23 protein-coding genes are annotated in these 25,807 nt (G+C 72.1%); 12 read left to right on the forward strand and 11 right to left on the reverse strand.

Features of this window, described 5'->3' with window-relative positions:
* Window positions 1–65: 65 nt before the first annotated feature.
* From OG524_RS28300 to OG524_RS28320, 5 genes are all read right to left on the reverse strand, one after another.
* The gene (locus tag OG524_RS28300) at window positions 66–1,199 is read right to left on the reverse strand and encodes an FAD-dependent monooxygenase (protein ID WP_405811882.1); all 1,134 of its coding nucleotides are present in this window, start codon (window positions 1,197–1,199) and stop codon (window positions 66–68) included.
* A gap of 63 nt (window positions 1,200–1,262) precedes the next feature.
* Window positions 1,263–1,832, reverse strand: a complete 570-nt coding sequence (locus OG524_RS28305) for a GTP-binding protein (RefSeq protein ID WP_405387885.1) — start codon at window positions 1,830–1,832, stop codon at window positions 1,263–1,265.
* A gap of 6 nt (window positions 1,833–1,838) precedes the next feature.
* Window positions 1,839–2,246, reverse strand: a complete 408-nt coding sequence (locus OG524_RS28310) for a DUF742 domain-containing protein (RefSeq protein ID WP_405811883.1) — start codon at window positions 2,244–2,246, stop codon at window positions 1,839–1,841.
* Window positions 2,243–2,680 (reverse strand): roadblock/LC7 domain-containing protein, encoded by a 438-nt coding sequence (locus OG524_RS28315; RefSeq protein WP_405811884.1) that lies wholly within the window; start codon window positions 2,678–2,680, stop codon window positions 2,243–2,245. Before OG524_RS28315 ends, OG524_RS28310 begins: the two co-directional genes overlap by 4 nt.
* Window positions 2,677–5,736: a nitrate- and nitrite sensing domain-containing protein gene (locus tag OG524_RS28320; RefSeq protein WP_405811885.1), complete on the reverse strand. Its 3,060-nt coding sequence runs from the start codon at window positions 5,734–5,736 to the stop codon at window positions 2,677–2,679. Before OG524_RS28320 ends, OG524_RS28315 begins: the two co-directional genes overlap by 4 nt.
* Window positions 5,737–6,056: 320 nt before the next feature.
* Between OG524_RS28320 and OG524_RS28325 the strand changes: the two genes are divergently transcribed.
* The 7 genes from OG524_RS28325 (at window position 6,057) to mnhG (ending at window position 13,177) form a co-directional block, all read left to right on the forward strand.
* Window positions 6,057–6,488, forward strand: coding sequence for a (4Fe-4S)-binding protein (locus OG524_RS28325; RefSeq protein WP_405812508.1), 432 nt, complete (start codon window positions 6,057–6,059; stop codon window positions 6,486–6,488).
* A gap of 208 nt (window positions 6,489–6,696) precedes the next feature.
* Window positions 6,697–9,594 carry a Na+/H+ antiporter subunit A gene (locus OG524_RS28330; RefSeq protein ID WP_405811886.1) on the forward strand — a complete coding sequence of 966 codons (2,898 nt, stop codon included), beginning with the start codon at window positions 6,697–6,699 and terminating at the stop codon, window positions 9,592–9,594.
* Entirely contained in the window at window positions 9,591–10,205 is a 615-nt protein-coding gene (locus OG524_RS28335; protein WP_405387877.1) for a Na(+)/H(+) antiporter subunit C, read from the forward strand. The genes OG524_RS28330 and OG524_RS28335 overlap by 4 nt, the downstream gene beginning before the upstream one ends.
* Window positions 10,202–11,854 carry a Na+/H+ antiporter subunit D gene (locus tag OG524_RS28340; RefSeq protein ID WP_405387876.1) on the forward strand — a complete coding sequence of 551 codons (1,653 nt, stop codon included), beginning with the start codon at window positions 10,202–10,204 and terminating at the stop codon, window positions 11,852–11,854. Before OG524_RS28335 ends, OG524_RS28340 begins: the two co-directional genes overlap by 4 nt.
* Entirely contained in the window at window positions 11,851–12,483 is a 633-nt protein-coding gene (locus OG524_RS28345; protein ID WP_405387875.1) for a Na+/H+ antiporter subunit E, read from the forward strand. Before OG524_RS28340 ends, OG524_RS28345 begins: the two co-directional genes overlap by 4 nt.
* Window positions 12,480–12,803: a monovalent cation/H+ antiporter complex subunit F gene (locus OG524_RS28350; protein ID WP_405387874.1), complete on the forward strand. Its 324-nt coding sequence runs from the start codon at window positions 12,480–12,482 to the stop codon at window positions 12,801–12,803. Before OG524_RS28345 ends, OG524_RS28350 begins: the two co-directional genes overlap by 4 nt.
* Complete coding sequence (mnhG, locus tag OG524_RS28355; RefSeq protein WP_405387873.1) at window positions 12,800–13,177, forward strand: monovalent cation/H(+) antiporter subunit G; 378 nt, start codon at window positions 12,800–12,802, stop codon at window positions 13,175–13,177. The genes OG524_RS28350 and mnhG overlap by 4 nt, the downstream gene beginning before the upstream one ends.
* A 6-nt stretch (window positions 13,178–13,183) precedes the next feature.
* Here the strand turns inward: mnhG and OG524_RS28360 are convergent, their stop codons facing one another.
* Complete coding sequence (locus OG524_RS28360) at window positions 13,184–13,552, reverse strand: nuclear transport factor 2 family protein (RefSeq protein WP_405387872.1); 369 nt, start codon at window positions 13,550–13,552, stop codon at window positions 13,184–13,186.
* A 190-nt stretch (window positions 13,553–13,742) separates the two neighbouring features.
* Here OG524_RS28360 and OG524_RS28365 point away from each other — a divergent pair, with 190 nt between their 5' ends.
* Entirely contained in the window at window positions 13,743–14,474 is a 732-nt protein-coding gene (locus OG524_RS28365) for a CDP-alcohol phosphatidyltransferase family protein (RefSeq protein ID WP_405811887.1), read from the forward strand.
* Here the strand turns inward: OG524_RS28365 and OG524_RS28370 are convergent.
* Window positions 14,443–14,892, reverse strand: coding sequence for an adenylyltransferase/cytidyltransferase family protein (locus OG524_RS28370; RefSeq protein WP_405387870.1), 450 nt, complete (start codon window positions 14,890–14,892; stop codon window positions 14,443–14,445). The two genes, OG524_RS28365 and OG524_RS28370, sit on opposite strands and share 32 nt — an antisense overlap.
* Before the next feature lie 117 nt (window positions 14,893–15,009).
* Between OG524_RS28370 and OG524_RS28375 the strand changes: the two genes are divergently transcribed.
* The 3 genes from OG524_RS28375 to OG524_RS28385 are packed head-to-tail and all read left to right on the forward strand — an operon-like array spanning window position 15,010 to window position 19,240.
* Window positions 15,010–16,272: a glycosyltransferase gene (locus tag OG524_RS28375; RefSeq protein WP_405387869.1), complete on the forward strand. Its 1,263-nt coding sequence runs from the start codon at window positions 15,010–15,012 to the stop codon at window positions 16,270–16,272.
* On the forward strand, window positions 16,269–18,005 hold the full coding sequence (locus OG524_RS28380; RefSeq protein ID WP_405811888.1) for a lipopolysaccharide biosynthesis protein: 1,737 nt from the start codon (window positions 16,269–16,271) through the stop codon (window positions 18,003–18,005). Before OG524_RS28375 ends, OG524_RS28380 begins: the two co-directional genes overlap by 4 nt.
* The gene (locus OG524_RS28385; RefSeq protein ID WP_405811889.1) at window positions 18,002–19,240 is read left to right on the forward strand and encodes a hypothetical protein; all 1,239 of its coding nucleotides are present in this window, start codon (window positions 18,002–18,004) and stop codon (window positions 19,238–19,240) included. The genes OG524_RS28380 and OG524_RS28385 overlap by 4 nt, the downstream gene beginning before the upstream one ends.
* On the opposite strand, the gene OG524_RS28390 is transcribed toward OG524_RS28385, so the two are convergent.
* The gene (locus OG524_RS28390; RefSeq protein WP_405811890.1) at window positions 19,215–20,723 is read right to left on the reverse strand and encodes a hypothetical protein; all 1,509 of its coding nucleotides are present in this window, start codon (window positions 20,721–20,723) and stop codon (window positions 19,215–19,217) included. The genes OG524_RS28385 and OG524_RS28390 overlap by 26 nt on opposite strands.
* Before the next feature lie 112 nt (window positions 20,724–20,835).
* Here OG524_RS28390 and OG524_RS28395 point away from each other — a divergent pair, with 112 nt between their 5' ends.
* The gene (locus OG524_RS28395; protein WP_405387864.1) at window positions 20,836–21,993 is read left to right on the forward strand and encodes a glycosyltransferase; all 1,158 of its coding nucleotides are present in this window, start codon (window positions 20,836–20,838) and stop codon (window positions 21,991–21,993) included.
* Window positions 21,994–21,997: 4 nt separating this feature from the next.
* On the opposite strand, the gene OG524_RS28400 is transcribed toward OG524_RS28395, so the two are convergent.
* The 3 genes from OG524_RS28400 to OG524_RS28410 are packed head-to-tail and all read right to left on the reverse strand — an operon-like array spanning window position 21,998 to window position 25,787.
* The gene (locus OG524_RS28400) at window positions 21,998–22,837 is read right to left on the reverse strand and encodes a glycosyltransferase family 2 protein (RefSeq protein ID WP_405387863.1); all 840 of its coding nucleotides are present in this window, start codon (window positions 22,835–22,837) and stop codon (window positions 21,998–22,000) included.
* The gene (locus OG524_RS28405) at window positions 22,834–23,535 is read right to left on the reverse strand and encodes a hypothetical protein (RefSeq protein WP_405811891.1); all 702 of its coding nucleotides are present in this window, start codon (window positions 23,533–23,535) and stop codon (window positions 22,834–22,836) included. The genes OG524_RS28400 and OG524_RS28405 overlap by 4 nt, the downstream gene beginning before the upstream one ends.
* Window positions 23,535–25,787 (reverse strand): LamG domain-containing protein, encoded by a 2,253-nt coding sequence (locus OG524_RS28410; RefSeq protein ID WP_405811892.1) that lies wholly within the window; start codon window positions 25,785–25,787, stop codon window positions 23,535–23,537. Before OG524_RS28410 ends, OG524_RS28405 begins: the two co-directional genes overlap by 1 nt.
* Window positions 25,788–25,807: the final 20 nt, after the last annotated feature.

Raw genomic sequence — 25,807 nt, forward strand, 5'->3', positions numbered from 1 at the left:
GGGAACGAGACCGGGGCAGCCGGTCCGTCCGGCTGCCCCGACGGGGAATCACGTCATACGGCTGTTCAGTACGGCTTGGCCAGCACATGGGCGGCGCCCGGGATGCCGATCTTCAGGAGCTCGTCCTCCTCGGGGGTCGTACCCGTTCCCGTCTCCTGCTTCAGGATCGCGCGCGACAGGTTCTGCACGAACATGGCGCGCGGCCGGCGGCGGGCCTCCCAGGCGGCGAGCGCCGCGGGCACGTCGTCCTCGGCGTCCAGCGACTGGGCGAGGACCAGCGCGTCCTCCACCGCCATCGCCGCACCCTGGGCGAGGTGCGGTGTGCTCGCGTGCGCGGCGTCACCGGCGATGACGACCCGGCCGACGTGCCAGGGATCCTCCACCGTGACCTGCGAGATGCGCGAGTACACGACGGCGTCCGGATCCTTGACGTGCGTGAGTGCCTCGGCGACCGGTCCGGAGAACACGGTGAGGCGCTCCGCGAGCTGCTCGTGGGCCCGCGCGGGGTCCGGCCGGAAGTCCGACTCCTCGGCGAACACCGCGCCCAGGTACATCAGTTCGTCCGTGATCGGGGTGAGCAGCGCCTTCGCGGCCTGATTGCCGGTGCTCATCACGACACCCTGGATCCCGGGCTGACGCGGCACGGTGACCCGCCAGTTGGCGAAGCCGGTGTACTCGGGGGTGAAACGGTCGCCGTAGAGCCGGGTCCGCAGCGGGGAGCCGATGCCGTCGAAGCCGACGACCAGGTCCCAGCGGGCGGACGAGCCGTCCGACAGGGTCACCTCGACGCCGGAACCGTCGTCGGCCAGCTCGACGATTGTCGTACCGAAGCGGATCCCCACCCCGGCGGCGACGGCGGCGTCGCCGAGCACATTCGCCAGGGCCGGGCGCGGTATGCCGTTGTTCGAGGGGGCGTCGTCCATGCGGGGCTGCGGGATCTTGGCGAGCGTGGCGCCGGCCGGGTCGCAGATGGTCAGCACCTCCCACTCGAAGCCGGCGGCGACGCACGCGTCGAGCACGCCGATCTCGCGCATGACGTGGAGCGCGTTGGACGGCTGGATGATGCCGACGCCGAGGGCGTCCAGCTGGTCCCGGAGCTCGGCGACCTCGACGGTGTGACCACGCCGGGCGAGCGCGACGGCGAGGGTCAGCCCGCCGATGCCGCCGCCATGTACCAGTACACGAAGGGGTGTTGCCATCTCAGGTCTCTCCAGAGCGAGAAATAAGGAAGTAAGGAGGTGAGGGACGGGGTGGAGGGCCGGTCAGCGGACCGCGGCGGGCAGGCTCATCAGGTGGTCGACCAGGGCCAGCAGCACGTCGCGGCCGAACGGCCTCTCCCGGACGTCGCCGATCAGCAGCGGGACATGCGGATCCAGGTCGAGGGCGGCCCGGATCTCCTCCGTGGTACGGGTGTTGCGCCCGTGGAAGCAGTTGATCGCCACCACGAAGGGGATGTCCCGGCTCTCGAAGAAGTCGATCGAGGCGAAGCTGGTCTCGAGCCGACGGGTGTCGGCGATCACGACACCGCCGAGCGCCCCGTTGACCAGGTCGTTCCACATGAACCAGAAGCGTTCCTGGCCCGGTGTGCCGAAGAGGTACACCACCAGCTCCGGGCTGACCGTGATGCGGCCGAAGTCCAGGGCCACGGTCGTGGTGTCCTTCCGGCCGACGCCGGCCAGGTCGTCGACACCGATGCTGGCCTTGGTGAGGTACTCCTCGGTGCGCAGCGGGGCGACTTCGCTGACGGCGCCCACCAGGGTCGTCTTTCCGACGCCGAAACCACCGGCTATGAGGATCTTGACGGCGGAGGGCGCCGTCTGGCTGGTTGTCATCTTGGGTCAGAGTCTCCGGAGTCCGTCACGTACGGCGGCCAGCAGGCCCATGTCGGCCCCGCCGGATGCCCGCGCCACCGTCAGTGGGGCGCGGGCCAGCAGCAGGCCCTGGGACACCAGATCCGCCAGCAGGATCTTGGTCACCGAGACCGGCAGGTCGAGGTCGGCGGAGACCTCGGCGACCGCGGCCGGCCGGCGGCAGCGGTCGAGGATGATGCGGTGCTCCGGCTGGAGCCGGCCCGCGCGCAGGGCCACGCCGTGCTCGTCCACCGGCCGGTCGGCTGTGGTGAGCACGGTGATGAGGCTGAAGTCGTCCCGTTCGGGGGCGGTTCGGCCACGGGTGATGGTGTACGGGCGCACCATCGTGCCCGCTCCGTCCTCCTCGGCCTCCTCCTCGTCCCAGTAGGGCGTCACACCCGCTGCCCGTTCCCGGTACCGAAGGCGTCGAACTCGCCGCGCACGGGCGCGATGAGCTTCTGGCCGACCTGCTGGACGAGGTTGTGCATCGCCAGCGACATGACCTCGGCGTCGACCTCCTGGGACGCGACGACCGCGAGGTGGGTGCCCTGGCCGGCCGTGATGATGAACAGCCAGAGATCGGCCAGTTCGACGATCACCTGGTGCACGGTGCCGCCGTTGAACAGCTGGCCGACCCCGCGGGCGAGGCTCTGCTGGCCGGTGCATATCGCGGCGAGCCGCTCGGCGTCGGCCCGGTCGATGGTCCGTGAGTGGCTCACCACCAGGCCGTCGTCGGACAGCAGCACGGCGTTCACGGTCTCGGCGACCGAGTCCACCAAACCGTCGAGCAGCCAGTCCAGGTCCTGGAGGGTGGCCGTTGTGCGAGTCATGACCGTTCTTCTCTCGTGGGAAGGGAGGGGGCGGGCGGGCGCGGCGATTCCTCCGCCGCGCGGGCCGCGCGCGACCTGCGCTGGAACGCCCCGATCGCGGCCCCGGCCCGACGGGGGGCCGGCCGAAGCAGCGGGTTCTCGTCCCAGCTCGGGGGCTTGGGTGCGGAGGTGCGGGCGGCGGGGCCGACCCGCAGCTCGTCCACCAGGCTGGCCTGGCGCACCCGCCGGGGGAGCGGGGGCTCGGCACCCTCCGCCGCCGGAGCGGCGTCCGGCCCGGGAAGAGCCGGCCGTTCGGGCGGGAGCGGTGCCGCGGAGACCGCCGGGGGCAGCTGCGGTGCCTGCGGGTGGCGCGTCACGGCGGCGTGGTCGGACGCACCGTAGGACTGCCGGTCGGTGTCGGTCCCGGCCGGGTACGGGGGCGGGTACGACGAACTCGGCGCCGGGTACGGGTCCTGGTCCTCGGCGGCCGGGTAGGCGTGGCCGGGCACGGGGTACTGGCCCGCCGCAGTCATGTAAGGCTGCTCCTGGCCGGAGTACCCGCCTTCGGACGCGGAGTACGCGCCGTCCGGCCCGGCGTACGCGAGGTCGTCCCCGGCGTACGGCCCTTCGGGCCCGGGGCAGGAGGTGTCACCGGTGGCGTAGGGCCGGTCCGCGTCGGGGTGGGCGGGGCTACCGGTGGTGTACGGCCTGGCATCCGGGAAGGCGGAGTCGCCCTCGGCGTACGGTGCCGCGTCGGCGTAGGCGCCACCGCTGCCGGCGTACGGCTGTTCCGCGTCGGCGTACAGGGTGTCGCCCGTGGCGTACGGGGAGCCGGTCCCGGGGTACGGGGTGTCTGTCGTGCCGTACGGCTGTCCGGTGGGCGGGAAGGGCTGACCGGACACCCTGTACGGCTCCTCGGCAGCCGCGTTCGGCGGGTCCTGCCGCGGGTACGGGGCCTCCGGCCGGTCCTCCGTGCCGTAGGGAACCGGCTGCTCGGGCGGGTCCTGCCCGGCCGTGCGGCCGGACCGTGCGGTGTGGTCGGCCAGGGCCGTGACACCGGCCAGCGCCTTGCCCTGTACCCGCGTCGGCAGCGCACCCGGAGCCGCGGGGGCGGCGTCCGGCGGACGCCGCGCGGTGACCGGGGCGGGCGACGGTACGCCCACCGGGCGGGAACCCGGCTCGGCCACGGTCAGTTCGTCGGGCACGAGCACGACCACGCGGGTACCGCCGAAGGCGGACGGCCGGAATTCGACCCGCAGCCCGTGCTGGTCCGCGAGGCGCGCGATCACGTACAAGCCGAGCCGGATGTCCTCGGAGTGCGCCAGCACGTCCATCCGGGGCGGACGGCTCATCAGCTCGTTCGCCTCGGCCAGCTGCGCCTCGTCCATGCCGAGACCGCGGTCCTCGACCTCGATGGCCAGACCCCGGCTCACCTCGGCGGCGCGGACCTCGACCGGGCTGGGCGGCCGGGAGAAGCTCAGCGCGTTCTCGATGAGCTCCGCCAGGACGTGGGAGACCGGGCCGACGGCCCGTTCGGACAGCCAGGGGGAGCCGTCGAGATCGAGCACCACCCGGCGGTAGTCCTGCACCTCGCCCTGCGCGGAACGCATGACGTCCAGCAGGGGTACGGGCTTGCGCCAGCGCCGGTGCGGCGAACCGCCGGCGAGGATCACCAGGTTCTCCTCGTACCGGCGCAGACGCGCCGTGAGGTGGTCCAGGTCGAAGAGGCCGTCGAGCACCTCGGGGTCCTCGTGCTTGCGCTCCAGCTCGTCCAGCTTCTTGAGCTGCTGGCCGATCAACTGCTGGGTGCGGCGCGCGATGCGCTGCAGCAGCCGCTCGAAGCCACGGTGCTGGTCGGCCTGTTTGACGGCGGCCTGCAGGGCACTGGTACGCGCCTGGTTGAGCGCGCTGCCGAGCCGGGTGAGCTCGTCACCGCCCTCGGCCGGCGTCTCGATCGCGCGGGCCTCGGCCTCGACATCGATCTTCTCGCCCTGCGCCAGCCGTTCCACGACCTCGGGCAGCGCCCGCTCCAGCTCCTCGGCCCGCTCCTGCAGACCGCCGATGCGCAGACGGAGGTTACGGGTGAGGCGCCAGGTGGTCAGGATGACCGCGATGACCGCGAGCAGGCCGATCACCGTGGTGAGCACCATCTTGAGCAGCAGGGAGAGGATGCTGCTCTTGCCGTTCTCGACGACGGCGGCGGTGCGCTTCTCCATCAGTTCGACGAGCTGCGGGGTGACGTCGTCCATGGCCTGACGCCAGGTCTTCTCGTCGGCCTCCAGCGCGACGAACCCCGCGCTGTCCGGCAAGGCCGGGCGCAGGACCTTCTCCTCGACCTCCGTCTTGCCGGCCCAGGCCGGCCCGTCGATGATCTCCTGCCACTCGGCCCGTTCGTCCTCGGGCAGATACGGGAGCACCTTGTTGCCGGCCTGGAAGGACTGGGCGGACACGGACTCCCGGACCTGCTGGAGGTCCTCGGTGCTCAGCTTGCCCGCGGGCCAGCCCCGGGCCAGGATCGCGTCCGAGCGGGAGATCATCTCCTTGGTCCAGAAAAGGTCCACCAGCGTCTGGGACAGCGTGGTCACCCTGCCGTTGTCCACGTGGCTGAGCGCCGCGAAGAGCTTGAGGTCCACGGCGATCAGATCGGTGTAGTACCCGTAGACGGCCTTCTGCTGCTCGTCGTCACCCTCGTCGACGAGGGTGCGCTGCGCGGGCAGCTGGTTGATCGCCTCCCGGGCCCTGCCGACCGCGTCCCGAACCTCTTCGGGCGCGTCGTCGGCGTTCACGTCCGAGAGGGACTGGAAGGTCTCGATCGCGTCGTCCGTGAGCGTGCGCTGCTGCTTCAGCGCCGTGTCGGAGTCGCCGGGACGGGCCAGCGCCTCCGCGCTGAGCCGACGCTCCTCCTGCAGGTTGTAGTACACGATGTTGGACGGTTGGCCCGCTTGCTCGGCCAAGAGTCCCTGGGCTGCCTGGCGCTGGAAGTCGAGCAGTGTCTGGCCACTGGTGACCGCCCAGAGGGCTGCCAGTGCGACACCGGGGACGATGGCCAGTACGAGTAGGGCTGTCCGCAACGACATGGGTGTCGAGTCGGTCCGCCGTGACGCGCGCGTGCGCAGGGGATGCTCCTTGACAGTGGTGTCAGCCGGTGACTGATCAAATCCATTGAGAACTTGGACACATGGATATTAGTCACAGTGTAAAAATGAAGAGTAGGCGGGCTCACACGTGCAACACGGCGTGCCCACAGTTCCTTCACCGTTCCCCGTGACGTACCGGGCCGGTCGCTCCGCCCGAGTAGCGGCCCACCTGCTCCGGGGTGAGCCTGGAGGGGTGGGTGTCCCACACGCGGGTTCCCGCACGTAGGTGTCCGGCACCGGCCGTACAGGGAAGGACCGTGGTGACCAGCGAACCGCCCCCGCACCCCGCGACCAGGTCGTACGAGGGTGACGGCATCACCGTCAGCTACGACGCGCACCGCTGCCTGCACGCCGCGGAGTGCGTCCACGGGCTGCCGGACGTCTTCCAGGTCGGACGCAGGCCGTGGATCATGCCCCGGCACGCCTCGGCCGACGACGTCGCCGACGTCATCCACCGCTGCCCGAGCGGGGCGCTCGCCTACCACCGCACCGACGGGATGCCCGACGAGGTCCCCGACGTGCCGACGCACGTCTCCCTGCACGCCGACGGGGTCGTCCATGTGCGCGGAGACCTGGAGGTGGCCACTCCGGAAGGCCCCATGCAGGAGACGCGGGTGATGGTGTGCGGCTGCGGACTGACGGGGAACGCGCCGTTCTGTGATCACAGTGGGGCGTGTGCCCGCCACGTCTGAACGGGCGGAGGAACGGAGGCCGGGCTCCCGGCGGGTCCCGACCGGCGGGAAACGGTGGACGGCTGCCCGGCGGGAAGCAGCGGCCCGGCGCCAGGTGGGACCGGCCCGCCGGGAATCAGCGGCCGGGGGGCCGCGCGGCGCGCCGGACGGGTGAACGGAGCTGGGCGATATATCTGTATTCGGTGCCCTTTGTTCCGGATACCTCCTCGTGATCGCGCTCATCGTCTGCCATTTCGCCCTGGCAGCCTGCGCGCGTCCGCTGGTGCGGTGGTTCGGCAGGCACGCCTTCGTCGTGCTAGCGCTGCCCCCCGCGGCGGCCACCGTCTGGGCGGCGACGCAATGGAGCACCACGGCGGCAGGGCGGTCGGCCGACCAGGCCTGGGAGTGGATCCCGGCGTACGACGTCTGGGTGGGCCTGCGACTGGACGCGCTCGCCGAGCTGATGGTGCTGCTCGCGGCAGGTGTGGGCACGCTCGTCCTGCTGTACTGCGCCTCCTACTTCACCGACGACTCCCCTCAACTGGCCTCGTTCGCCGGGAACCTGCTGGCCTTCGCCGGTGCGATGCTCGCGCTCGTTCTCGCCGACGACCTCATCACCCTCTACGTGTTCTGGGAACTGACCACGGTCTTCTCCTACCTCCTCATCGGCCACGCCAGCGAACGCAAACAGAACCGCCGCTCCGCCCTCCAGGCACTCACCGTCACCACGCTCGGCGGCCTCGCCATGCTGGTCGGCTTCCTGATCCTCGGTCAGGCGGCCGGCACCTACCGGATCTCCGCGATCGTCGCCGACCCGCCGGAGCCCACCCTCGCCGTGTCGGTGGCCGTCGTCCTCGTCCTGTGCGGGGCGCTGTCGAAGTCGGCGATCTGGCCGTTCAGCCTCTGGCTCCCGAACGCCATGGCCGCACCCACCCCCGTCAGCGCCTACCTGCACGCCGCGGCCATGGTCAAGGCCGGTGTCTACCTGGTGGCGCGGCTGGCCCCCGCCTTCGCCGACGTCCCCGTCTGGCGGCCCGTCGTCCTCGTGCTCGGCGGCGCGACCATGCTCCTCGGCGGTTGGCGGGCGCTGCGCCTCCACGACCTGAAACTCCTCCTCGCCTACGGAACCGTCAGCCAGCTCGGCTTCCTCGTCGTCCTCGCCGGGGCCGGCACCCGGGACGCCGCACTCGCCGCCGCCGCGATGATCCTGGGTCACGCCCTGTTCAAAGCCGCGCTGTTCCTCGTCACCGGCATCGTCGACCGTGCGACCGGCACCCGTGACGTGCGCAGACTCTCCGGCGTCGGCCGCGCGGCGCCGTACCTCTGCACGGTCGCCGTGCTCGCCGCCGCCTCCATGGCCGCGGTGCCGCCGCTGCTCGGCTTCGCCGCGAAGGAGGCCGCCTTCCACGCGCTGCAGCACGGCGACACCGTGGACCACTGGGTGCTCGCCGTCACCGTCGTCGGCTCCGTGCTGACCGTCGCGTACACCCTCCGCTTCGTGTGGGGTGCGTTCTTCCGCAAGCCCGGGGTCGCCGACACCCCCGTGCGCAGTGTCGGTGCCGCCTTCCTCGCCCCGCCCGCTGTCCTCGCCGTGGCCGGTCTGGTCCTCGGCCCCGGAGTCGGGTGGACGGACCGGCTGTTCGCCGCGTACGCCGACACCTTCCCCACGCCCGCCCACCCCTACCACCTGGCGCTCTGGCACGGCTTCGGAACGGTCCTGCTGCTGTCCGCCCTCACCTGGGCGGGCGGTGCCGTGCTCTTCGCCGGACGTACCACCGTCACCCGGATCTCCCGGCGGATCGCCTGGCCGACCGCCGACAGCGTCTTCGGCCACCTCCTGCTCGGCCTGGAACGCATCGCCCTGCAGGTCACCGGATTTGTCCAGCGCGGCTCCCTGTCCGTCTACCTGGCCACCACCCTGCTGGTGATGCTGGCCGGACAACTGGCGGTCCTGATCACCGACCGCCCCTGGGAAGGAGCGGTCGCCCCCCGGGCGTGGGACACCCCGCTCCAGGGCGCCGTGGCCGTGCTGACCTGCGCGGCGGCCCTGCTCTGCCTGACCGTCAGCCGCCGGATGAAGGCCGTCGTCCTCGCGGGACTCACCGGGTACGGAGCCGCGCTGCTCTTCGTCGTCCAGGGCGCCCCCGATCTGGCACTCACCCAGTTCTGCGTGGAGACCGTGTCGATGATCGTGTTCGTCCTGGTGCTGCGCCGGATGCCGGTGCACTTCCAGGAGTCGGTCAGTCACTGGCGGCGCGCGATCCGTGTCCCGGTGGCGCTCGGCGCCGCGGCGACGCTCGGCGTGGTCGTCTGGGTGGCGGGCGCCTCGCGTGTCGCCGCACCGGCCGGCGCGGCCATGGTCGAGGAGGTCGCCCACCACGGGCTCAAGGACGTCGTGGCCACCATCCTCGTCGACCTGCGCGCCTGGGACACGATGGGGGAGTCCGCCGTCCTCGCCGCCGCCGCGATCGGCGTGACCAGCCTCATCTACCTGCACCGCCGCAGCGAAGGACCCATGACCCGGGAGGAACTGCGCGGCGCCACCGCCTGGTCGCTGACCGGCCACCGGCTGACCGGACTGCCGCAGGGCGACGACACCGCCCCCGAACGCGACTGGCTGGCCGCCGGTTCGACCCTCGCGCCCGAACACCGGTCCGTGGTCTTCGAGGTGGTGGCCCGGCTGGTCTTCCACCCGATCCTCGTCCTCTCCCTGTACCTCCTGTTCTGCGCGGAGAACATGCCGGGCGGCGGCTTCGTCGGCGGACTCGTCGCCGGACTCGCCTTCATCACCCGCTACCTGGCGGGCGGCCGGTTCGAACTCGCCGAGGCCGCCCCGCTGCAGCCCGGCCTCTTCACCGGACTCGGCCTCTTCCTGTCCACCGGGGTCGCCCTCCTCGGCCTCGCGGAGGGCACGGTCCTCCACGCGTGGACGTACCACGGGCAGCTGCCCGTGTTCGGCGACTACCACCTGGCGACGCCGGTCCTCTTCGACTTCGGTGTCTACCTGCTGGTCCTCGGCGTGGTCCTGGACATCGTCCGGGCGCTGGGAGCCAAGGTCGACCGGCAGATCGAACGCGCGGCGGGCGCACTCGCCCCCGCGCCCGGGACGGGGGACACCGGCCGATGACGGTCAGCGTCTCGCTCCTCGCCACCGCCGTGGTCCTCTGCGCGGTCGGCGGCATTCTCATGCTCACCCGGCCGCTCACCCGCATCCTGCTCGGCGCGGTGATCGCCGGCAACGGCATCAACCTGCTGGTGCTCTCCGCGACCGGATCCGCCGGAGCGGCACCGCTCCTCTACGGCGTACCGCTGCGCCGGGTCACCGACCCGCTGCCGCAGGCCATCGCGCTCACCGCCATCGTCATCACCCTCGCCACCACGGCGTTCCTGCTCGCCATGGCCTACCGCAGCCACCAGCTGACCGGCACGGACGAGGTCCACGACGACCTGGAGGACCGGCGCGTCGTGCTGCGGGCCGAGGTGCTGGGGGAGTGGGCCGAGCTGCGCGAGGAGTACCGGACGGAGTCCGGCCGGACACCGGAGGAACGGGCCCGCTACCGCGGGGAACGCCGCCGGCTGCGCGCCCGGCTGCACGCCGACCGCGCACTCCAGGCCCGGGGCCGGGACGCCTCAGGCGACCTGTGGCACGACGTGCTGGGCGCCGACCCGGAGGACTACCCGGTCAGCACCGCACCCGGTACCCATGGCCAGGACCCCGACCGAGGAGCCGCCGGATGAACGCGCTCGTCCCGCTGCCGGTGCTGCTGCCGCTCTGCGCCACCGGGCTGAGCCTCGCCTTCGGCACCCGGCTCGCCCGCTTCCAGCGCATCATCAGCGTCGCCGTGCTCACCGCCGTACTCGGACTCTCGGTCGCCCTCATGATCGTGTCCGACCGCGAGGGCCCGCTGTCCGTGCACCTGGGCGACTTCGCCCCGCCGCTCGGTATCACCCTGGTCGCCGACCGGCTGTCCGGGCTGATGCTGACCGTCTCCTCGGCCGTCACCCTCTCCGTGCTGGTCTACTCGCTCGGCCAGGGCATGGCCGACCGGGACAAGGAGACACCGGTCGCGGTGTTCCACCCCGCCTATCTCATCCTGCTCGCCGGGGTGTCCTGCACCTTCCTCGCGGGTGACCTCGTGAACCTCTACGTCGGCTTCGAGATCATGCTGGTCGCCAGCTTCGTCCTGCTCACGCTCGGCGGCACCGGCCCCCGGATCCGGGCCGGCTCCACCTACGTGATCATCTCGCTGTTCTCCTCGATGCTGTTCCTGACCGCCATCGCCATGACGTACGCCGCGACGGGCACCGCCAACTTCGCCCAGCTGGCGGTCCGGCTGCCCGAACTCCCGCTCGGCGTACAGACCCTGATCCAGGCGATGCTGCTCACCGTCTTCGCGATCAAGGCCGCCGTCTTCCCCCTCGCTGCCTGGCTCCCCGACTCCTACCCGACCGCCCCCGCACCCGTCACCGCTGTCTTCGCCGGCCTGCTGACGAAGGTCGGCATCTACTGCATGCTGCGCACGGAAACCCTGCTCTTCCCCGGCAACCGGCTCGGTGACCTGCTGATGGCCGCCGCGCTCGCCTCCATGGTCGTGGGCATCCTCGGAGCGGTCGCGCAGACCGACCTGAAACGGCTGCTGTCCTTCACCCTCATCAGCCACATCGGCTACATGGTCTTCGGGATCGGCCTCGCCACCCGGGACGCGTACGGCGGCGCGATCTTCTACGTGGCCCACCACATCACCGTCCAGACCACCCTCTTCCTCGTCGCCGGCCTCATGGAACGCCGGGGCGGCACCAACGAGCTCACCCGGCTCGGCGGACTGGCCAGGGCCGCCCCGCTCCTCGCGGTCCTCTTCTTCGTCCCCGCGATGAACCTCGCCGGGATCCCCCCGCTGTCCGGCTTCATCGGCAAACTCGGCCTCATGCGCGCCGGTGTCGCCGACGGCGGCGTCTGGGCCTGGATCCTCGTCGCCGGGGCGACCGTGACCAGCCTGCTCACGCTGTACGTGATGGCCAAGGTCTGGAACCTGGCCTTCTGGCGCGCCGAACCCCCCGACCAGGCCGCCTTCGGCACCGTCCTGGAGTCCGCCGACGAGAGCGACGACGACGCCGACACCGGCCCCGACCGCATTTTCGGCAGCGGCGACGAACGCGTCCTCGGCGTCCCCGGGCCGGCCGGCCAGGCCGTCGCCGCCACCCTGCACGGACGGGCCGTCACCACCACGACCCGGCCGCCCCGCGCGATGACCGCCGCCACCGCGGGCGCCGTGGCACTCGGTCTCGCCTTCACCGTGCTGGCGGGGCCGCTGGCCGCCTACACCGACCGCTCGGCCGCCGAACTCATCGCGCGGACCCCCTATGTGGAGGAGGTACTCGGCCCGTGAGGCGCTTCGTCACCCTGTCCTTCCGTGACCCCGACCTGCCCCCCTTCAGCTGCGCGTTCCCCGGCCGCCGGGGCCGCGTGCTGGACCTGCCGCTGATCGCCTGGCTCACCCTGATCTGGGTGCTGCTCTGGTCCACCCTGACCTGGGCCAACGTCGTCACCGGCGTGGTCGTCGCGGTGGCAGTCTGCCTGGCGTTCCCGCTGCCCAAGGTCGACCTCGGGCTGCGGCTCCACCCGTGGGGCATCCTCGTCCTCGCCGGATACCTGCTCTACGACATGTACACCTCGGGCGTGAAGGTCACCCGGCAGATCTTCGCCGGACGTCCGCACCGGCCCGCCGTCATCGGCGTACCGCTGCGCTGCCGCAGCGACCTGATGCTCGCCGCCACCGCCGTCGCCGTGTCCAACGTGCCCGGCGGCTCCGTCATCGAGGTGCGCCGGGCCACCGGCACGGTCTTCCTGCACGTGCTCGACGCGGACCGGCCGGAGGCGCTGGATGCCGCCCGGCGTTCCGTCCGGCGGCTGGAGGCCCTGACGGTACGGGCGTTCGGGACCAGGGACGAGATCGACCGGGTGTCCGCGCCACCACCCCCGACCGGGCGGCCCGGCGAACCGGGGGAGGGCTCATGAACGGCCCCGACACCGTCGACCGGGTGCTGCTCACCGCCGCCGTGGTGGTCCTCGTCGTCGCGGGGGCGCTGCTGCTCGTCCGGATCTGGCGCGGCCCCTCCATGCTGGACCGCGCGATCGCCCTGGACGTCGGCGCCGCACTGATCATCGCCGGACTCGGCGCCAAGTCGGCGATAGCCCTGGACCCCTTCTACTTCCCGGTCATGCTGGTCCTCGCGTTCCTCGGCTTCACCGGGTCGGTGGGCATCGCCCGCTTCATCGCCGTACGCGACCGGCCGCTCTCGCGCCGGACCCCCGCAGGGAAGGACGAGCCGGAATGAACGTCCCGCTGCAGATCAGCGACACGGCCGGTGCGGTCCTGGTGTTCGCCGGTGCGGTGATCTGCCTCCTCGGGGCGATCGGCATGCTGCGGCTGCCCGACGTCCTGTCCCGCAGCCACGCCGCGACCAAGCCGCAGACCCTCGGCCTGCTGCTCGTGCTGGCCGGGGTCGCGCTGCGGCTGCGCAGCGGCATGGACCTCGCGACGCTGGCTCTCATCGGCTTCTTCCAGCTGCTGACCAGCCCCGTGGCGTCCCACCTGGTGGCCCGGTCGGCCTACCGGACCGGTCAGGTCGGGCACAGCGAACTGCTCTTCGACGACCTCGACGAACAGCTCACGGAGCCCGGACCCGAACCGCGCCCGGAGCAGGACTGACCCTGCTCAGGCTCCCGGCAGCCGGTCCAGGAACCCGCTGACCGAGCTGATCCGGCCGTCCCCGGCCAGGGTGATCACATCGGACCCGGCCACCGGGGCCGAGCCGTCGGCCCGGGAGACCAGGTCCCAGGTGAAGCGGGCCAGGCCGTGGTGCGCGTCCGGCGCCCCGGTGGGGACGAGGTCGAAGCCGGGGAACTGCTCCCGCGCCCCGCCGATCACCGCGACCAGCCCGTCGTGGCCACGTACCTCGGCCAGCGGATCGGTGTACGTGGCGTCCTTTGTGAAGGCCGCGGCCACCGCCTTCGTACGCTCCTCGGCGGTGTCCGCGTTCCACGCGGCGAAGTAGCGCAGGACGGCGTCCTCGTGAACGGTCATGATCTGTTCCCTCCCGGAAGCCAGGTGTCCGCCGCCACGGTGTTCGCGGCGTCGTGAACAGCCTGTCCCGGGTCCGGTGGCACGTCGATTACCTGCCAGGTCATGCCGCCGGACGGTACGGACCACCCCTGCCCGTCCCCGTACGTCTGCCATGATGCAGCGGACAGTTCGGCCGGGCGCTGGGGGGCGTATGGAAAGCACGGGTACGGTGCTGCGCGAATTGCGCGGCGCACAGAAGTCGTCCAGGGGCGTCTCGCTCTACTCGCGGTACGTGAACCGGCCGGCCGGACGCCTGCTGGCGGCGGGGGCATACCGCACCGGACTGACGCCCAATCAGGTAACCCTGATCAGCGCGGCGTTCACCTTCCCGGGGCTCGCCGCGGTGGCGCTCGCCGAGCCGTCCTGGTGGCTCGGTGCCGTCGTCTACGCCGCTCTGGCCGTCGGCTTCGCCTTCGACTCGGCGGACGGGCAGCTCGCCCGGCTGACGGGACGGGGTGGTCCGGACGGCGAATGGCTCGACCACGTCGTGGACTGCGCCAAGATGATCCTCGTCCACACCGCCGTGCTGATCTCCTTCTACCGCTACACCGAACTGCCCTCGGAAGCCTGGCTGTTGCTGCCGCTCGGTTTCCTGTTCACCGCCGTGCTGACCTTCTGCGCCGGCCTGCTGCGGGAGCAGCTGGGCAGGGCCGCGGCCCGGACGGCGCCCGCGGCCGGCGGCGCCACGGCCCCGGTGTCCCGGGTGCGGGCCGTGGCGCTGCTGCCCGCGGACTACGGGGTGTTCTGCCTGGTCTTCCTGCTGCTCGGCGCACCCGGCGTCTTCCGGGCCGGATACGCCCTGCTCGCCGCCGTGCACGCCCTGTTCCTCGTGGCCTTCCTGGCCAAGTGGTTCAGGGAGCTGAAAGCGCTCCGGGCCGGCTGACGAGCACGTCCAGTGCCCGGCGCAGCCGGGTGCTGGACGTGTGCACCGTGTACGGGAAGTAGACGACCTCCACGCCCACTTCGGCGAAGTCGCGCTCCAGGCGCTTCCCCTTCTCGGTGCCCCGCCAGTCGTCCCCCTTGAAGATGACGTCGAAGCGCACCTGCTGCCACGTCTCGACCTTGTCCGGAACCGTCTCCACGAACGCCGCGTCCACGAAACGCACGCTCCGCACGATCTCCAGACGTTCGGTCAGCGGAATCACCGGTCTGTGGCCCTTGGCGAGCGCGGCCATCTCGTCGGAGACGACCCCCGCCACCAGGTAGTCGCACTGGCTGCGGGCGTGCCGCAGGATGTTCAGGTGGCCGACGTGGAACAGGTCGTACACCCCCGGTGCGTAACCGACCCTGTGCTGCACCATCCGTTCTCTCCCCCCACGGTGGAACTGGTCCGACGACCTTACTGTGAAGAACACTTGTGCAATGCGTGAACGGATAAGCTCAAGGGGAGGCTGTTCCGGGGGGAAGGCGATCGCGCGATGTCCGCTGCCGAGCATCACAAACCGTTCGTGAACCGCAGAGTTCTCGTTGTCTCCACCAACTACGCCCCCGAGCTGACGGGCATCGGCCCGTACGCCACCCAACTCGCCGAACACTGGGCGGCATCGGGCGCAAGGACCCAGGTCCTGACCGGTATGCCGCACTACCCGGCCTGGCGCGTCGACGAGCGGTACCGGGGTGTGTGGCGGAAGCACGAGGTCCGCGAGGGTGTGAGCGTGCACCGGCGGCGCCACTACGTGCCGCCCCGGCAGAGCGCCCTGCGCCGGGCCGCGTTCGAGGCGTCCGTGCTCGCCCACGGGACACTGGCCCCGCCGCCGGGACGGCCCGACGTCGTGGTCTCCCAGATGCCGAGCCTCGCGGGCGGCGTCATCGCCGCCCGTATCGCCCGCCGCCACCGCGTCCCCCACATACCCGTCGTCCAGGACCTGATGGGGGCCGCCGCCGCGCAGAGCGGTATCCGCGGCGGGGACAGGGCGGCGTCGGTCGCGGCGGCGGCCGAGCGGTACGCGCTGCGCGGCGCCGCGGTCGTCGGGGTGATCCACGAGAGCTTCGTGCCGGGGGTCACCGCCCTCGGCGTGGATCCCGGGCGCATCCGCCTCGTCCCCAACTGGACCCATGTGGAGGGCCCTTCGGGCGACCGGGCCGCCACCCGGAAGAGGCTCGGCTGGCGCGAGGGCACCCCGGTGCTCCTGCACTCCGGGAACATGGGCCTCAAGCAGGGGCTCGACGTGCTGGTGGAGCTGGCCCGGCTGGCCCCCGGCATCCGTGTCGTGCTCATGGGCGACGGCAACCAGCGCGCCGGGCTGCGCGAGCGCGCCGGGGAACTGCCCAACGTCGACTTCCTGCCGCCCGCCGGGCCGGACGAGTTCACCGATGTGCTCGCCGCCGCCGATGTGCTCGCGGTGACCCAGCGGGCCTCCGTGCTCGACATGAGCGTGCCGTCCAAACTCACCTCCTACTTCGTCTCGGGCCGCCCCGTCGTCGCCTCGGTGGCCGACGAGGGCGGCACCGCCGACGAGGTGCGCCGCTCCGGTGCGGGAGTCCTCGTCGCCCCCGAGGACCCGGCGGCACTCCTCGCCGCCGTACGGAAGTTCGCCGAGGACCCGCAGGCGGCGGACGCCCTGGGCGCGCAGGGGCCCCGGTACGTCGCACACCACCTGAGCCGGGAGGCGGGCCTCGCCCGCTTCGACGCCCTGCTCACCGAGGTCCTCGGGGACGCACAAGGGAGAGCACGCCGATGACGCATCCGATCCGCACCCTGGACGACCAGGACGAACCGGCGCTGCTGCGGGACCAGTTCCGCCAGCTCCTGCGCTATCGCGCGCTCCTCGCCGGGGGCGTCGTCGTCGGCCTGCTGGGCGGCGGTTTCCTCGCCCTGGGCGGAGAGGCCACCTACACCGCCACCGGTGAGGTGCAGGTCCGCTCGGCGACCGCCGACCCCTTCGCCACCGGCGCGTCCGCGGACAAGGGCATCAACATCGGCTCCGAGCGGCAGACCGCCGTCAGCGACACCGTGGGCACCCTGGCCGCCCGCACCCTGGCCTCCAAGGGCGACCCGGTCGACGCGGGCGAGCTCCTCTCCGGCCTCCAGGTCACCAACCCGCCCAACACCCTGACCCTGCGCTTCTCCTACACCGCCGGCACCCCCGCCCTGGCGAAGACCCGGGCCGGCGCGCTGGCCAGCGCCTACCTCCAGATACGCAGACAGCGCACCGAGGGCAGCATCGACAACATGGCCGAGGGCTACCGGGCCCAGCTGAAGCCGCTCGTCGAGCAGCGCGACCAACTGGAGGAGCAGACGGGCGGGACCGGCGCCGAGGACACGGAGAGCGCACGGGCCAACCTCGTCGTCGCCATCTCCGAGCTCAACCGGAAGATCGTGGAGCTGAACGCGCTCGACACCACCCCGGGCTATCTGAACAAGAAGCCCGTCGAACCCACCGTGCCCACCGGCGCCGGCCTGCCCCTGCTGCTGGGACTGGGCGGCGTGGTGGGACTCGCTCTCGGACTGCTGCTGTCCTGGGTGCGGCTCGTCTTCGACCCGGCCGTACGCTCCACCCGCGAGCTCGTCCGCTCGCTGGGCGCCCCGCTGCTCGGCACGCTGCCCCGGGAGCGGGGATCCGCACGGGAGATCCTCGCCATCGGACGCGGCGACAGCAGACTCGCCGAGGAGTACCGGGCGGTCGCCTTCCGGCTCGCCTACGACCCGGCTTTCGCCAGCAGCCGACGGCTGCTGGTCACGGCACCGCGCGGCGACAACGCGGCGGCGGCAGCGGCCGCCGCGAACCTCGCCGCCGCCTTCGCCGAGATGGGCCGCGAGGTCCTGCTCGTCGAGGCCGACCTCCGGACGCCGTCCATGGCCGCCGAGCTGGGCCGGGCGGCGCGCGAGGCCCGGCCCCGCTGGGCGACCACCGAGGACGAGGACGGCAGCTGGCCCTCGGGCAGCCGCTGCACGGTCGACGTACCCGGCTCCGGTGCCTTCACCCTGATCGCCGGCCGGCCCGTCGACAACGTGCCCCGCGCGCTGACCTCAGCGCCCGTCGGCCGGATCGTCGCCGAGGGCGACCGGCCGGGAACCGTCGTCATCGTGCTGGCCCCGCCCGTCCTGTCGTACGCGGACGCCGTGGCCCTCGTCGACCGGGTGGAGGGGGTCGTCATCGTCTGCGACCTGCGCGAGGTGCACCGCAGCGACCTGGAACGCATCCGCGAGATCATCGGTGCGTCCGGCGGTTCCGTGCTCGGGGCGCTCCTCCAGCCGGGCCGCAGCCGGCTCGCGCTCAAGGAGCGCCGGACACGCAGGAAGTCCGGCGGCGGCAGGCGGCGCGGCGGCCCGGGTCCCGGAGCCCCCGCCTCCACCGAGAACTCCGGGACCGCCTCCCCGTCCGACGGCACACAAGGGCCGGAGACCACCGGCGACCCCACCGCGACGCTCGGACTGCGCTTCCCGTTCGGCAGCCCCGCCGGGCGCCGGTGAGGGCACGCACCGCGATCGTCTGCTCGGTCGCGGACCAGGGTGTGGCCGCGCTGACCAACATCCTGGTCCTGGTGGCGGCGGCCCGGCTCTCCACCGTGGCCGACTTCGCCCGCTTCTCGGCGGTCTACCTCGTCTTCACCGTGCTGCTCGGCGTCTCCGGCGCGTACACCGGGCAGCCGCTGGTGCTGCGGCGCGGCGGGGACGAGGAGACCGCCGGGGCGTGCAGGTCGGCGGTCCTGTTCACGGTGCTCGCCGCCGCGGCCGTCGGTGTCCCGCTCGCCGCGGTGTGCCTGTTCCTCCCCGGGGACACCTCACGCGCCCTGGCCATGCTGGGACTCGTACTGCCGGTGGTCCTCGGCCAGGACGCCATGCGGTACGCCTTCTCCACGCTCCACCTGCCGCACGCGGCGCTGGCCGGTGACACCCTGCGACTGGCATGCGTCCTGGGGGCACTGGCCGTGCAGCCGCACGGGACGGGGGCGGCGAGGCTCGTCCTCGTCTGGGGGCTGTCCGCGCTGCCCGCCCTGCTCCTGTCCGCCGTCCTGCTGCACCGCCGGGCGGCCGGAACACCCCTGCGGATGCGGGTCCTGCTCAAGCGCGGGCACCTCGGCCGGCGCTTCGTCGTGGAGTTCGGCGTGGGCAACGCCACCAGCCAGCTGTCCGTGCTGGGGCTCGGCGCCGTCGGCAACCCCCTGGTGGTCGGCGCGCTGCGGGGGGCGACCACGCTCTTCGGGCCGCTCAACGTCCTCTACACCTCCGCCACCGGCTTCGGCCCTCCGCTCCTTCGCCGGCTCGACTGCGAACGCCGCCGGGTACGCGCCACCGCGGCACTCGCCGCCGTGCTGGCCGCGACCGCCGCGGCCTGGGCCACCGTGCTTGCCCTGCTGCCCGACGCGGCGGGCCGGCAACTGCTCGGCGACACCTGGCCCACGGCGGCGGCCCTGCTGCCCGCGACCGGCAGCCAGTACGCGGCTATGGCCGTCGGCACCTGCGGACTGCTGGCCCTGCGGATGCTGGACCCCCGCACGACCCTGTCCGTCCAGGTGGTCTTCTCGCTCCTCGCCGTCACCTTCCTGGCCGGCGGCTACGCGCTCGCCGGTGTGCCGGGGGCGGCCTGGGGCCTGTGCCTCGGCTCCGTCTGCAAGGCCGTAGCCACCTGGACCCGGGTGGCCCGGCTGCGCCGCCGGAAGGGTGCGCGCCCGGACCCGGTCAGCGCTGACGCGGTGTCCGCCTGAAGCTGGTCACCAGCAGCAGACACAGGGCGGCGATGGCGAGCTTGCCCGCCGACTGCAGCAGCGGCCCGCGCAACAGGATGAAGGTGTATCCGGCGATGAGCGGCGCCGCGACGGCCAGAACACTGCCCGGCCCGTCGCGGAGCACCGCGAGCGCGTACCGCCGGTCGGTGCGCGCCGCCCCGTAACCGATCAGGGCGAGACCGCCGACCATGCCCGCCGGGCCGAAGTCCACCCAGAACTCGGTCCACAGCGGCGCCGAGAGGTTGGTCATGTTCATCCCCATCCACTGGCCCACCCGGACGCCGGTGTCCTCCGGTTTCCCGCTCCACACCGCGCGCGGCACGAAGAACAGCCCGGTGCCCGCGAACTGCCGGCCGTAGGTGTGGCCCCGGGTGTCGACCCAGGAGATGGTGTTGGCGAACATCACCGTCTGGTCGTAGTCCTTGGTGGCCAGCGGCTCGAAGGCGGACGCGGACTGGACGGGCCGGTACCCCTCGTCGTCGTACCGGAAGCGGTCCGCGTACGGGAACAGCACCAGCGCCCCCACCACACCCGTCGCCAGCACCGAACGGTACATCGCCGAGCTGCTGGGGAACGCGGTGAACAGGAGCGAGACCAGGACCGTCAGGAACCAGTAACGGGCGTTGGAGACCGGGTTGTTGACGACCAGGTTGAGGGCCAGGAGCGCCGTCCAGACCAGAACGGTCGAGGGGGAGCGCCGGGCCCCGCGCGAGGTCACCAGACGCCGGGTCCAGAAGAGCAGCGCCAGCAGCGCGGGCACGGTGCCGAAACCCTTCAGGAACGCCGAGCCCACGTTCGACTCGGTGGCCGCGACGCCGCTGACCGCGACCGACGCGCTGATCTCCTGCCGACTGGAGAAGAAGATGGCGGGCCCGCCCAGCTTCATCACGTAGTAGCCGCTCGCCGCGAACGCCAGCAGCACCAGCAGCCGCAGCCTGACCCGGTGCGCGGTCGCCGGGCCGCCCCGCCCGTCCGGGGCGGCCCGCCGGCGGGTCAGCGGACGCCGGGACGCCAGCAGCGCCCCGAGGTCGAACGCGGCACAGCCCACCAGGATCAGCGAGACCGCGGTCACCAGGTCCGACCGGGGTCCGACCATCGGCGTCGGCGTCTGCCCGATGACGGCCTGCGCGAACGGCGCCACCCCCATCGCGATGTACACGAACATCCAGAACACGCCCTGCAGCAACCGCCGCCGCGTGGACAGGATCATCGTCGCCAGCCGCGCTCCCGCGTAGCAGGTCAGGACCAGCTGCAGCCAGTACGCGTTGTCGCGGACGCCCGAACCGGGCTGCGCGGCGATCACCGCGGGCAGGAAGCAGACCAGCCCCAGGATGAGCGGCACCGACAGCGCCCGGGACAGCATCGTCCACGACATGGGTTTCGCCGGGGGCGGCACCGGCGTGCGCGGGCGCCCCGGACCCGGGGCGGGCGCAGCCGCCTGCGCCTCGTGCACGGACGTCATGGCCCCCCGTTCGCCCGACCTCATGGCCGATGAACACTCTAACGAATCAGCCCACTTGGGGTGATCGGATGACTAGTCTGTGAACAGTTTGCCGAGGCCGAGGGGAACCCTGGTGAAGGTCCTGCACATCGTCACACTGCACACCCCGGACCACGCGTTCGGCGGGCCGACGAGGGTCGCGCTCAACCTGTCCAAGGTCCAGCGGGCGCACGGCGACGACGCCCGCATCATGGCGCTCGGCGACGGCTTCGACGGTGTACTGCCCGACGAGGTGGAAGGCGTGCCCGTCCACCTCTTCCAGGCCCGCCACCTGCTCCCGATGTTCGAGGTCAGCGGCATCACCTCGGGCGCCCTGCTGCGCACGGCGCGCCGCATGATGCGCGGCGCCGACCTCGTCCACGTCCACCTCATGCGCGACCTGGTGACCCTGCCCGCCGCGCTGCTGGCCCTGGCCACCCGTACGCCGCTGGTCGTCCAGACGCACGGCATGGTCGACCCGACGGAGAAGCGGGTCGCCCAGCTGACCGATCTGCTGGGCGTCCGCACGGTGCTGCGCCGCGCCGACGCCGTGCTGCACCTGACGGAGACGGAACGCGTCGACGTGAACGCCGTCGCCGCCCCGGTCGCGCTCACCAACACCGTACGGCTGGTCAACGGCGTGCGGCCGCAGGAGCGCAAGCCCGCCCGGGAGCGGGGCCGGCCGCCGACCGTCCTCTTCCTCGCCCGGATCCAGGAGCGCAAGCGCCCCGAGGACTTCGTCGGCGCGATGCCCACAGTCCTGGCGAAGCACCCCGACGCCAGGTTCGTGCTGGCCGGCCCGGACACCGGGGCGCTGCCCGGCACTCTCGCGCTGGCCCGCCGGCTCGGCGTGCTGGACTCGCTGGACCATGTGGGACCCCTCGGCCACGAGGAGGTGCTGGCCGCCGGACGGCAGGCCGATGTCTACGTCCTGCCGTCGATCGAGGAGCCGCTCGGTGTCTCGGTCCTGGAGGCGATGTCCGTCGGCACCCCCGCCGTCATCACCCGCACCTGCGGTCTCGGCCCCGACGTTGCGGAGGCCGGTGCGGGCCGGGTGATCGACAGCAGGGTCGGTGAGGACGCCGCCAACGCGGAGAAGGTCGCGCAGGCGGTCCTGGAACTCCTGGAACCGGAGGCCGGTGAGCAGGCGGGCAAGGCCGCGTGGGACCTGGTCAACGGGCACTTCACCATCGAGGCCGTCACCCGCACCCTCCGGCAGACCTACGAGGACGTGGTCCGCCGGAGGAGATGACGGCTCAGCCGGTCCTTGCCTCCCGGGACTTGAGGGCGATCTGCCAGCGGTAGAAGCTCATCGCCAGCGCGAAGTCCAGACCGGCCCGCCCGTCCAGGAAGCCCCGCCGGTAGACGTACATGTAGACGAAGGACACCAGCGGCTTGAACGGTGCCTTGTGGAAGAGCTGCCCCTGACGGGACTTCACCTTCCGCACCTGCTCCTTGACCTCGGGGTGGTGCTCCAGCCAGGCCTCCCAGTCCGAGTAGCGGTTGTGCCGCTCGAACCAGGCGGTGACCGGGTCCAGGTCCTGGTGCTCGATGGGGTTCCGCAGCGAGCCGGCCGTCGCCGCCACCGGCTGATAGTGCCCCTCGACCTCCCCGATCCCGGGTGCGGCCAGGTCGCCGACCTCCGGGTAGTGGCAGCGGGTGCGGTCGGTCAGGGACCGCTTGCGGATGGTGTAGCCGTGCCGCAGCCGCTTGCCCGAGAACCAGTAGCCCAGCGGGATGTCGTACGCGGCGGGCCTGTCGCCGGCCGGGTCGGCGAAGACCTGCCGCAGCTCGGCCAGGAGCCCCGGACTCAGCCGCTCGTCGCCGTCCAGCAGCAGGATCCAGTCCAGGTCCGTGCGGACGTTCTCCAGGCACCACTGCTTCTTGCGCGGATGGCCCCCGTCCCAGGTGTACGTGACCACCTCGGCCCCGCACTCCTCGGCGATCTGCGCCGTGCCGTCCGTGCTGTGGGAGTCCACGACGACGACCGCCTCGAAGTGGCCGAGCACCGACTTCACCGCCTCGGCGATGTTCAGGCCCTCGTTCTTCGTGGGGATCGCCACGGCGATGGGGAGCCTGGCGGGGAGCTTGCTCAACTGTCGTCTCCTTCGGGCAGCCAGGCGTAGCAGCCTGTGGAGGTGAACGTGCGGGCGGACTCCGGGACGGTGAGCTCCACCCGCTTCCCGGTGCCGGAGGACCCCGACACCAGCGCCTTGCCGTTCGCCCCCGTCAGCTGCCAGCTGCAGTCCCCGGTGGGCGAGGGGGCGTGGTAGCGGCCCGGCCGGAGCTTCCTGCCGGTGTGCGTGCCGTCGGCGTAACCCAGTGCCGCCTCGTCCACCAGGTCCTGGTGCTGGGGGCAGAGATGCGCCACCGCCGGCTTCGCGTCGGCCACCTCGCCGGTGAGGACCGCGCCGACGGCGATGTCCCGGTCGGCCTTGACCAGGTAGCGGAGCCGGTCGCAGGTCTCCTGGCCGGTCTGGAGCACGGCGGCCGGGTCCATCCCCTTCGGGACGCGGTCGGTCAGGTACTCCCTCTGCTTCTTGGTGAACGAGCCCGTGGCCGGGGTGATCCCCGAGGCGGGCTCCTTCGGAGCCGCGCTCGTCGTCCCGGCGTCAGGGCCGGCCGGCCCTGACGAGGTGGAGGGTTCTGCCGCCGGCCCGGCGACGGCGGGCGCGGAGGTGGACGGCCTGCCGCCCGCGGCGGTCTCCTCGCTCCCGCCGCCGGACGAGCCGCAGGCGGCCAGCGCCGCCGTCGCGAGAGCGACGACGGCGCCGGCCAGGTACGGATGCCTCATCAGCCCGTCCTCAGGGCGTAGTGCGCGCTGATCTGGGAAGAGGTCAGCGCGGCCGGGTACACGGCTGTCTCGTCGATCTGCCCGGTGAAGAAGTTGCTGGTCGGACGGTTGGCCCAGTTGTTCAGGTTGTCCCCGCCGACCCGCCAGTAGCCGGGGTAGTTCTCGTTGGTGGTGTAGAGCGAGTTGGACGCCCGCAGCTGCCCGTCGACGTACAGCGCGATGCCGCCGGTGCCCTGGGTGGCGACGACGTGGTGCCAGTTGCCGTCGTTGAAGGCGCCTGACGTGGTGATGGTGCGGCGGCCCCCGCTGTAGACCCCGAAGACCAGCCGGCCGTCGTTGGCCATGTACACGTGCTTGTCGAAGCGCGTGCTGTTCTGCATGGTCAGGTTGCCGAACCCGATGATCTTGCCGCCCCGGGTGGTGGTGGTCTTGATCCAGGTCTCCACGGAGAACCGGATGGGCTGCGGGTGCTGCCGGTTGCTGTAGGCGTACTCGCTGCTGCCGTCGAAACCGATCGCGGTCGAGTCACCGGCGACGGCGGCCGGCGTCTGCCGGTAGGCGGGCGCGTTGCGCAGGAATCCGTTGTTCATCCCGCCCGTCGTGTCGGACGCGAAGGTGGACGTGCCCTCGTCGTAGCGCCAGTACAGCTGGGCGCCGTCGGACAGCACCCGGGCCGGGTAGGGCTCCGTCGTGGCGGCGACGGTCGCCGACTGGGCGGGGGACTTGGCACTGGTGTTGGTGCCGTCACTCACACTGATGCGGTAGGAGTGGGTCTCACCCACCACCACCTCGGTGTCGGTCCACTTCAGCTGCGGCCGGTTCCAGAAGAGCGAGTACCCCGTCGTGGTGTGGACGGGTGTGCTCGCCCCGTCCTTGTAGATCCGGTAGGTCAGCTCCCCGTCGTCCGTGTCGAAACTGGTCTGCCAGTTCACGTCGATCCGTCCCGGGGTGACCGTCGAGAGACTGACGTTGGGCACCCACGGCGCCCCGGTGTCCGGACCGTCGGCGAAGCGGGTCAGGCCCTGCTGCGCCGCGCCGTTGACGGTGGTGAACTCCCCGCCGACCCAGAGGTAGTGGTGGCCCCCCTTGCCGGTCTGGGCCATCACCCGGGGTCCGACGGGTTCACCGATGCCGTCGTTCGTGTCCGGGAACCAGGGCAGCAGCGTCGGGTCGTCGACGGACTGGGCCAGCAGGTGCTTGCGCGGCTGGTCCGGGAATCCGCCCATGCTGGCGCAGTCATGGGCGTGGCTTCCGCTGTACAGCACGCCCGAGTGGACCAGGACGGCCTGGGTGGCGCCCAGGCAGGTGTCCCGCCAGCGCTGCTGGTAGTCGTCGAGGTCGATGGCGATGCGGCCGTCGAACACCCCGCCGCCGGTGCCCTCGTTGGCGGTGTAGAGGCCGGTCGCGTCCGTCGTGAGGTCCTGCACCGTGGAGGTGTTCGGGATGAAGCCCGGGTAGCTCTTGGTCAGCGCCCCCGTGGTGGCGTCGACCACGGCCAGCGCGTGCGAGGTGGTGCCGTTCACGGTGAAGAAGTCACCGCCGAGCGCCACGTGCTGTCCGTCGGGTGTCACCTGTACGGCCCGGGCGACCTCGTCGGCGTTGGCCGTCCAGGGGAGCAGGCCGGCGCCCGACGCGGTGACCGCGGCGAACTTGTTCCTGGTCTGGCCCCCCGCGCTGTTGAAGTCACCGCCCAGGTAGACGGTGTCCGCGGTGGCGTCCAGGGCCCGCACCGTCGCCGAGACGGAGATCTTGAAGTCCTGGCGCGGGGTGCAGGTCGCCGTGTCGATGGCCGCGACATTGCTGACGCCCTGCCCGTTCACCGCCCCGAACTGTCCGCCCGCGTACAGCGTCTGTCCGTCGGGCGACAGCGCCAGCGCCCGGACCGTGGCGGTCCCGGAGGTCATCGTGAACGACAGGTCGCACCCCGTCGGTGCTCCCGTCGCCGCGTCGAACGCGGCGAAGTTCACGGCCGGCTGCTCGGAGGTGCCGGCCGGCGCGTCCGGCGGCCGGACGGTGGAGAAGGTGCCGCCGGCGTACACGACGCCGTTGTCCGCGGCGGCCAACGACCAGACGATGCCGTTGGTCTGCCAGGTGGTGAGATCGTCCGCGGTGATCGCCACCGGAGGTGTCAGCGCCGCCGCCGGGGAGGCCCCGGCCGCGGTCGACAGGGCTCCGGCGAACAGACAGAGCGCGGCGGAGGCGGCCCGCACACGGCCGCGTTTCCCGGGTCCCCGTCCTGTACTTCCGTTCATCTGATTCCTCCATGGATACT

The sequence above is a fragment of the Streptomyces sp. NBC_01520 genome, assembly GCF_045040375.1.
Lineage (GTDB): Bacteria > Actinomycetota > Actinomycetes > Streptomycetales > Streptomycetaceae > Streptomyces.

Bases quoted from the DNA above. Each gene is read 5' to 3' on its own strand.
- OG524_RS28335 (WP_405387877.1), top strand. From the start codon at position 9,591: ATGACGGTCAGCGTCTCGCTCCTCGCCACCGCCGTGGTCCTCTGCGCG.
- OG524_RS28380 (WP_405811888.1), top strand. From the start codon at position 16,269: ATGACGCATCCGATCCGCACCCTGGACGACCAGGACGAACCGGCGCTG.
- OG524_RS28410 (WP_405811892.1), bottom strand. From the start codon at position 25,787: ATGAACGGAAGTACAGGACGGGGACCCGGGAAACGCGGCCGTGTGCGG.
- OG524_RS28360 (WP_405387872.1), bottom strand. From the start codon at position 13,552: ATGACCGTTCACGAGGACGCCGTCCTGCGCTACTTCGCCGCGTGGAAC.
- OG524_RS28365 (WP_405811887.1), top strand. From the start codon at position 13,743: ATGGAAAGCACGGGTACGGTGCTGCGCGAATTGCGCGGCGCACAGAAG.
- OG524_RS28405 (WP_405811891.1), bottom strand. From the start codon at position 23,535: ATGAGGCATCCGTACCTGGCCGGCGCCGTCGTCGCTCTCGCGACGGCG.
- OG524_RS28370 (WP_405387870.1), bottom strand. From the start codon at position 14,892: ATGGTGCAGCACAGGGTCGGTTACGCACCGGGGGTGTACGACCTGTTC.
- OG524_RS28320 (WP_405811885.1), bottom strand. From the start codon at position 5,736: ATGTCGTTGCGGACAGCCCTACTCGTACTGGCCATCGTCCCCGGTGTC.
- OG524_RS28315 (WP_405811884.1), bottom strand. From the start codon at position 2,680: ATGACTCGCACAACGGCCACCCTCCAGGACCTGGACTGGCTGCTCGAC.
- OG524_RS28350 (WP_405387874.1), top strand. From the start codon at position 12,480: ATGAACGGCCCCGACACCGTCGACCGGGTGCTGCTCACCGCCGCCGTG.
- OG524_RS28305 (WP_405387885.1), bottom strand. From the start codon at position 1,832: ATGACAACCAGCCAGACGGCGCCCTCCGCCGTCAAGATCCTCATAGCC.
- mnhG (WP_405387873.1), top strand. From the start codon at position 12,800: ATGAACGTCCCGCTGCAGATCAGCGACACGGCCGGTGCGGTCCTGGTG.
- OG524_RS28375 (WP_405387869.1), top strand. From the start codon at position 15,010: ATGTCCGCTGCCGAGCATCACAAACCGTTCGTGAACCGCAGAGTTCTC.
- OG524_RS28340 (WP_405387876.1), top strand. From the start codon at position 10,202: ATGAACGCGCTCGTCCCGCTGCCGGTGCTGCTGCCGCTCTGCGCCACC.
- OG524_RS28390 (WP_405811890.1), bottom strand. From the start codon at position 20,723: ATGACGTCCGTGCACGAGGCGCAGGCGGCTGCGCCCGCCCCGGGTCCG.
- OG524_RS28300 (WP_405811882.1), bottom strand. From the start codon at position 1,199: ATGGCAACACCCCTTCGTGTACTGGTACATGGCGGCGGCATCGGCGGG.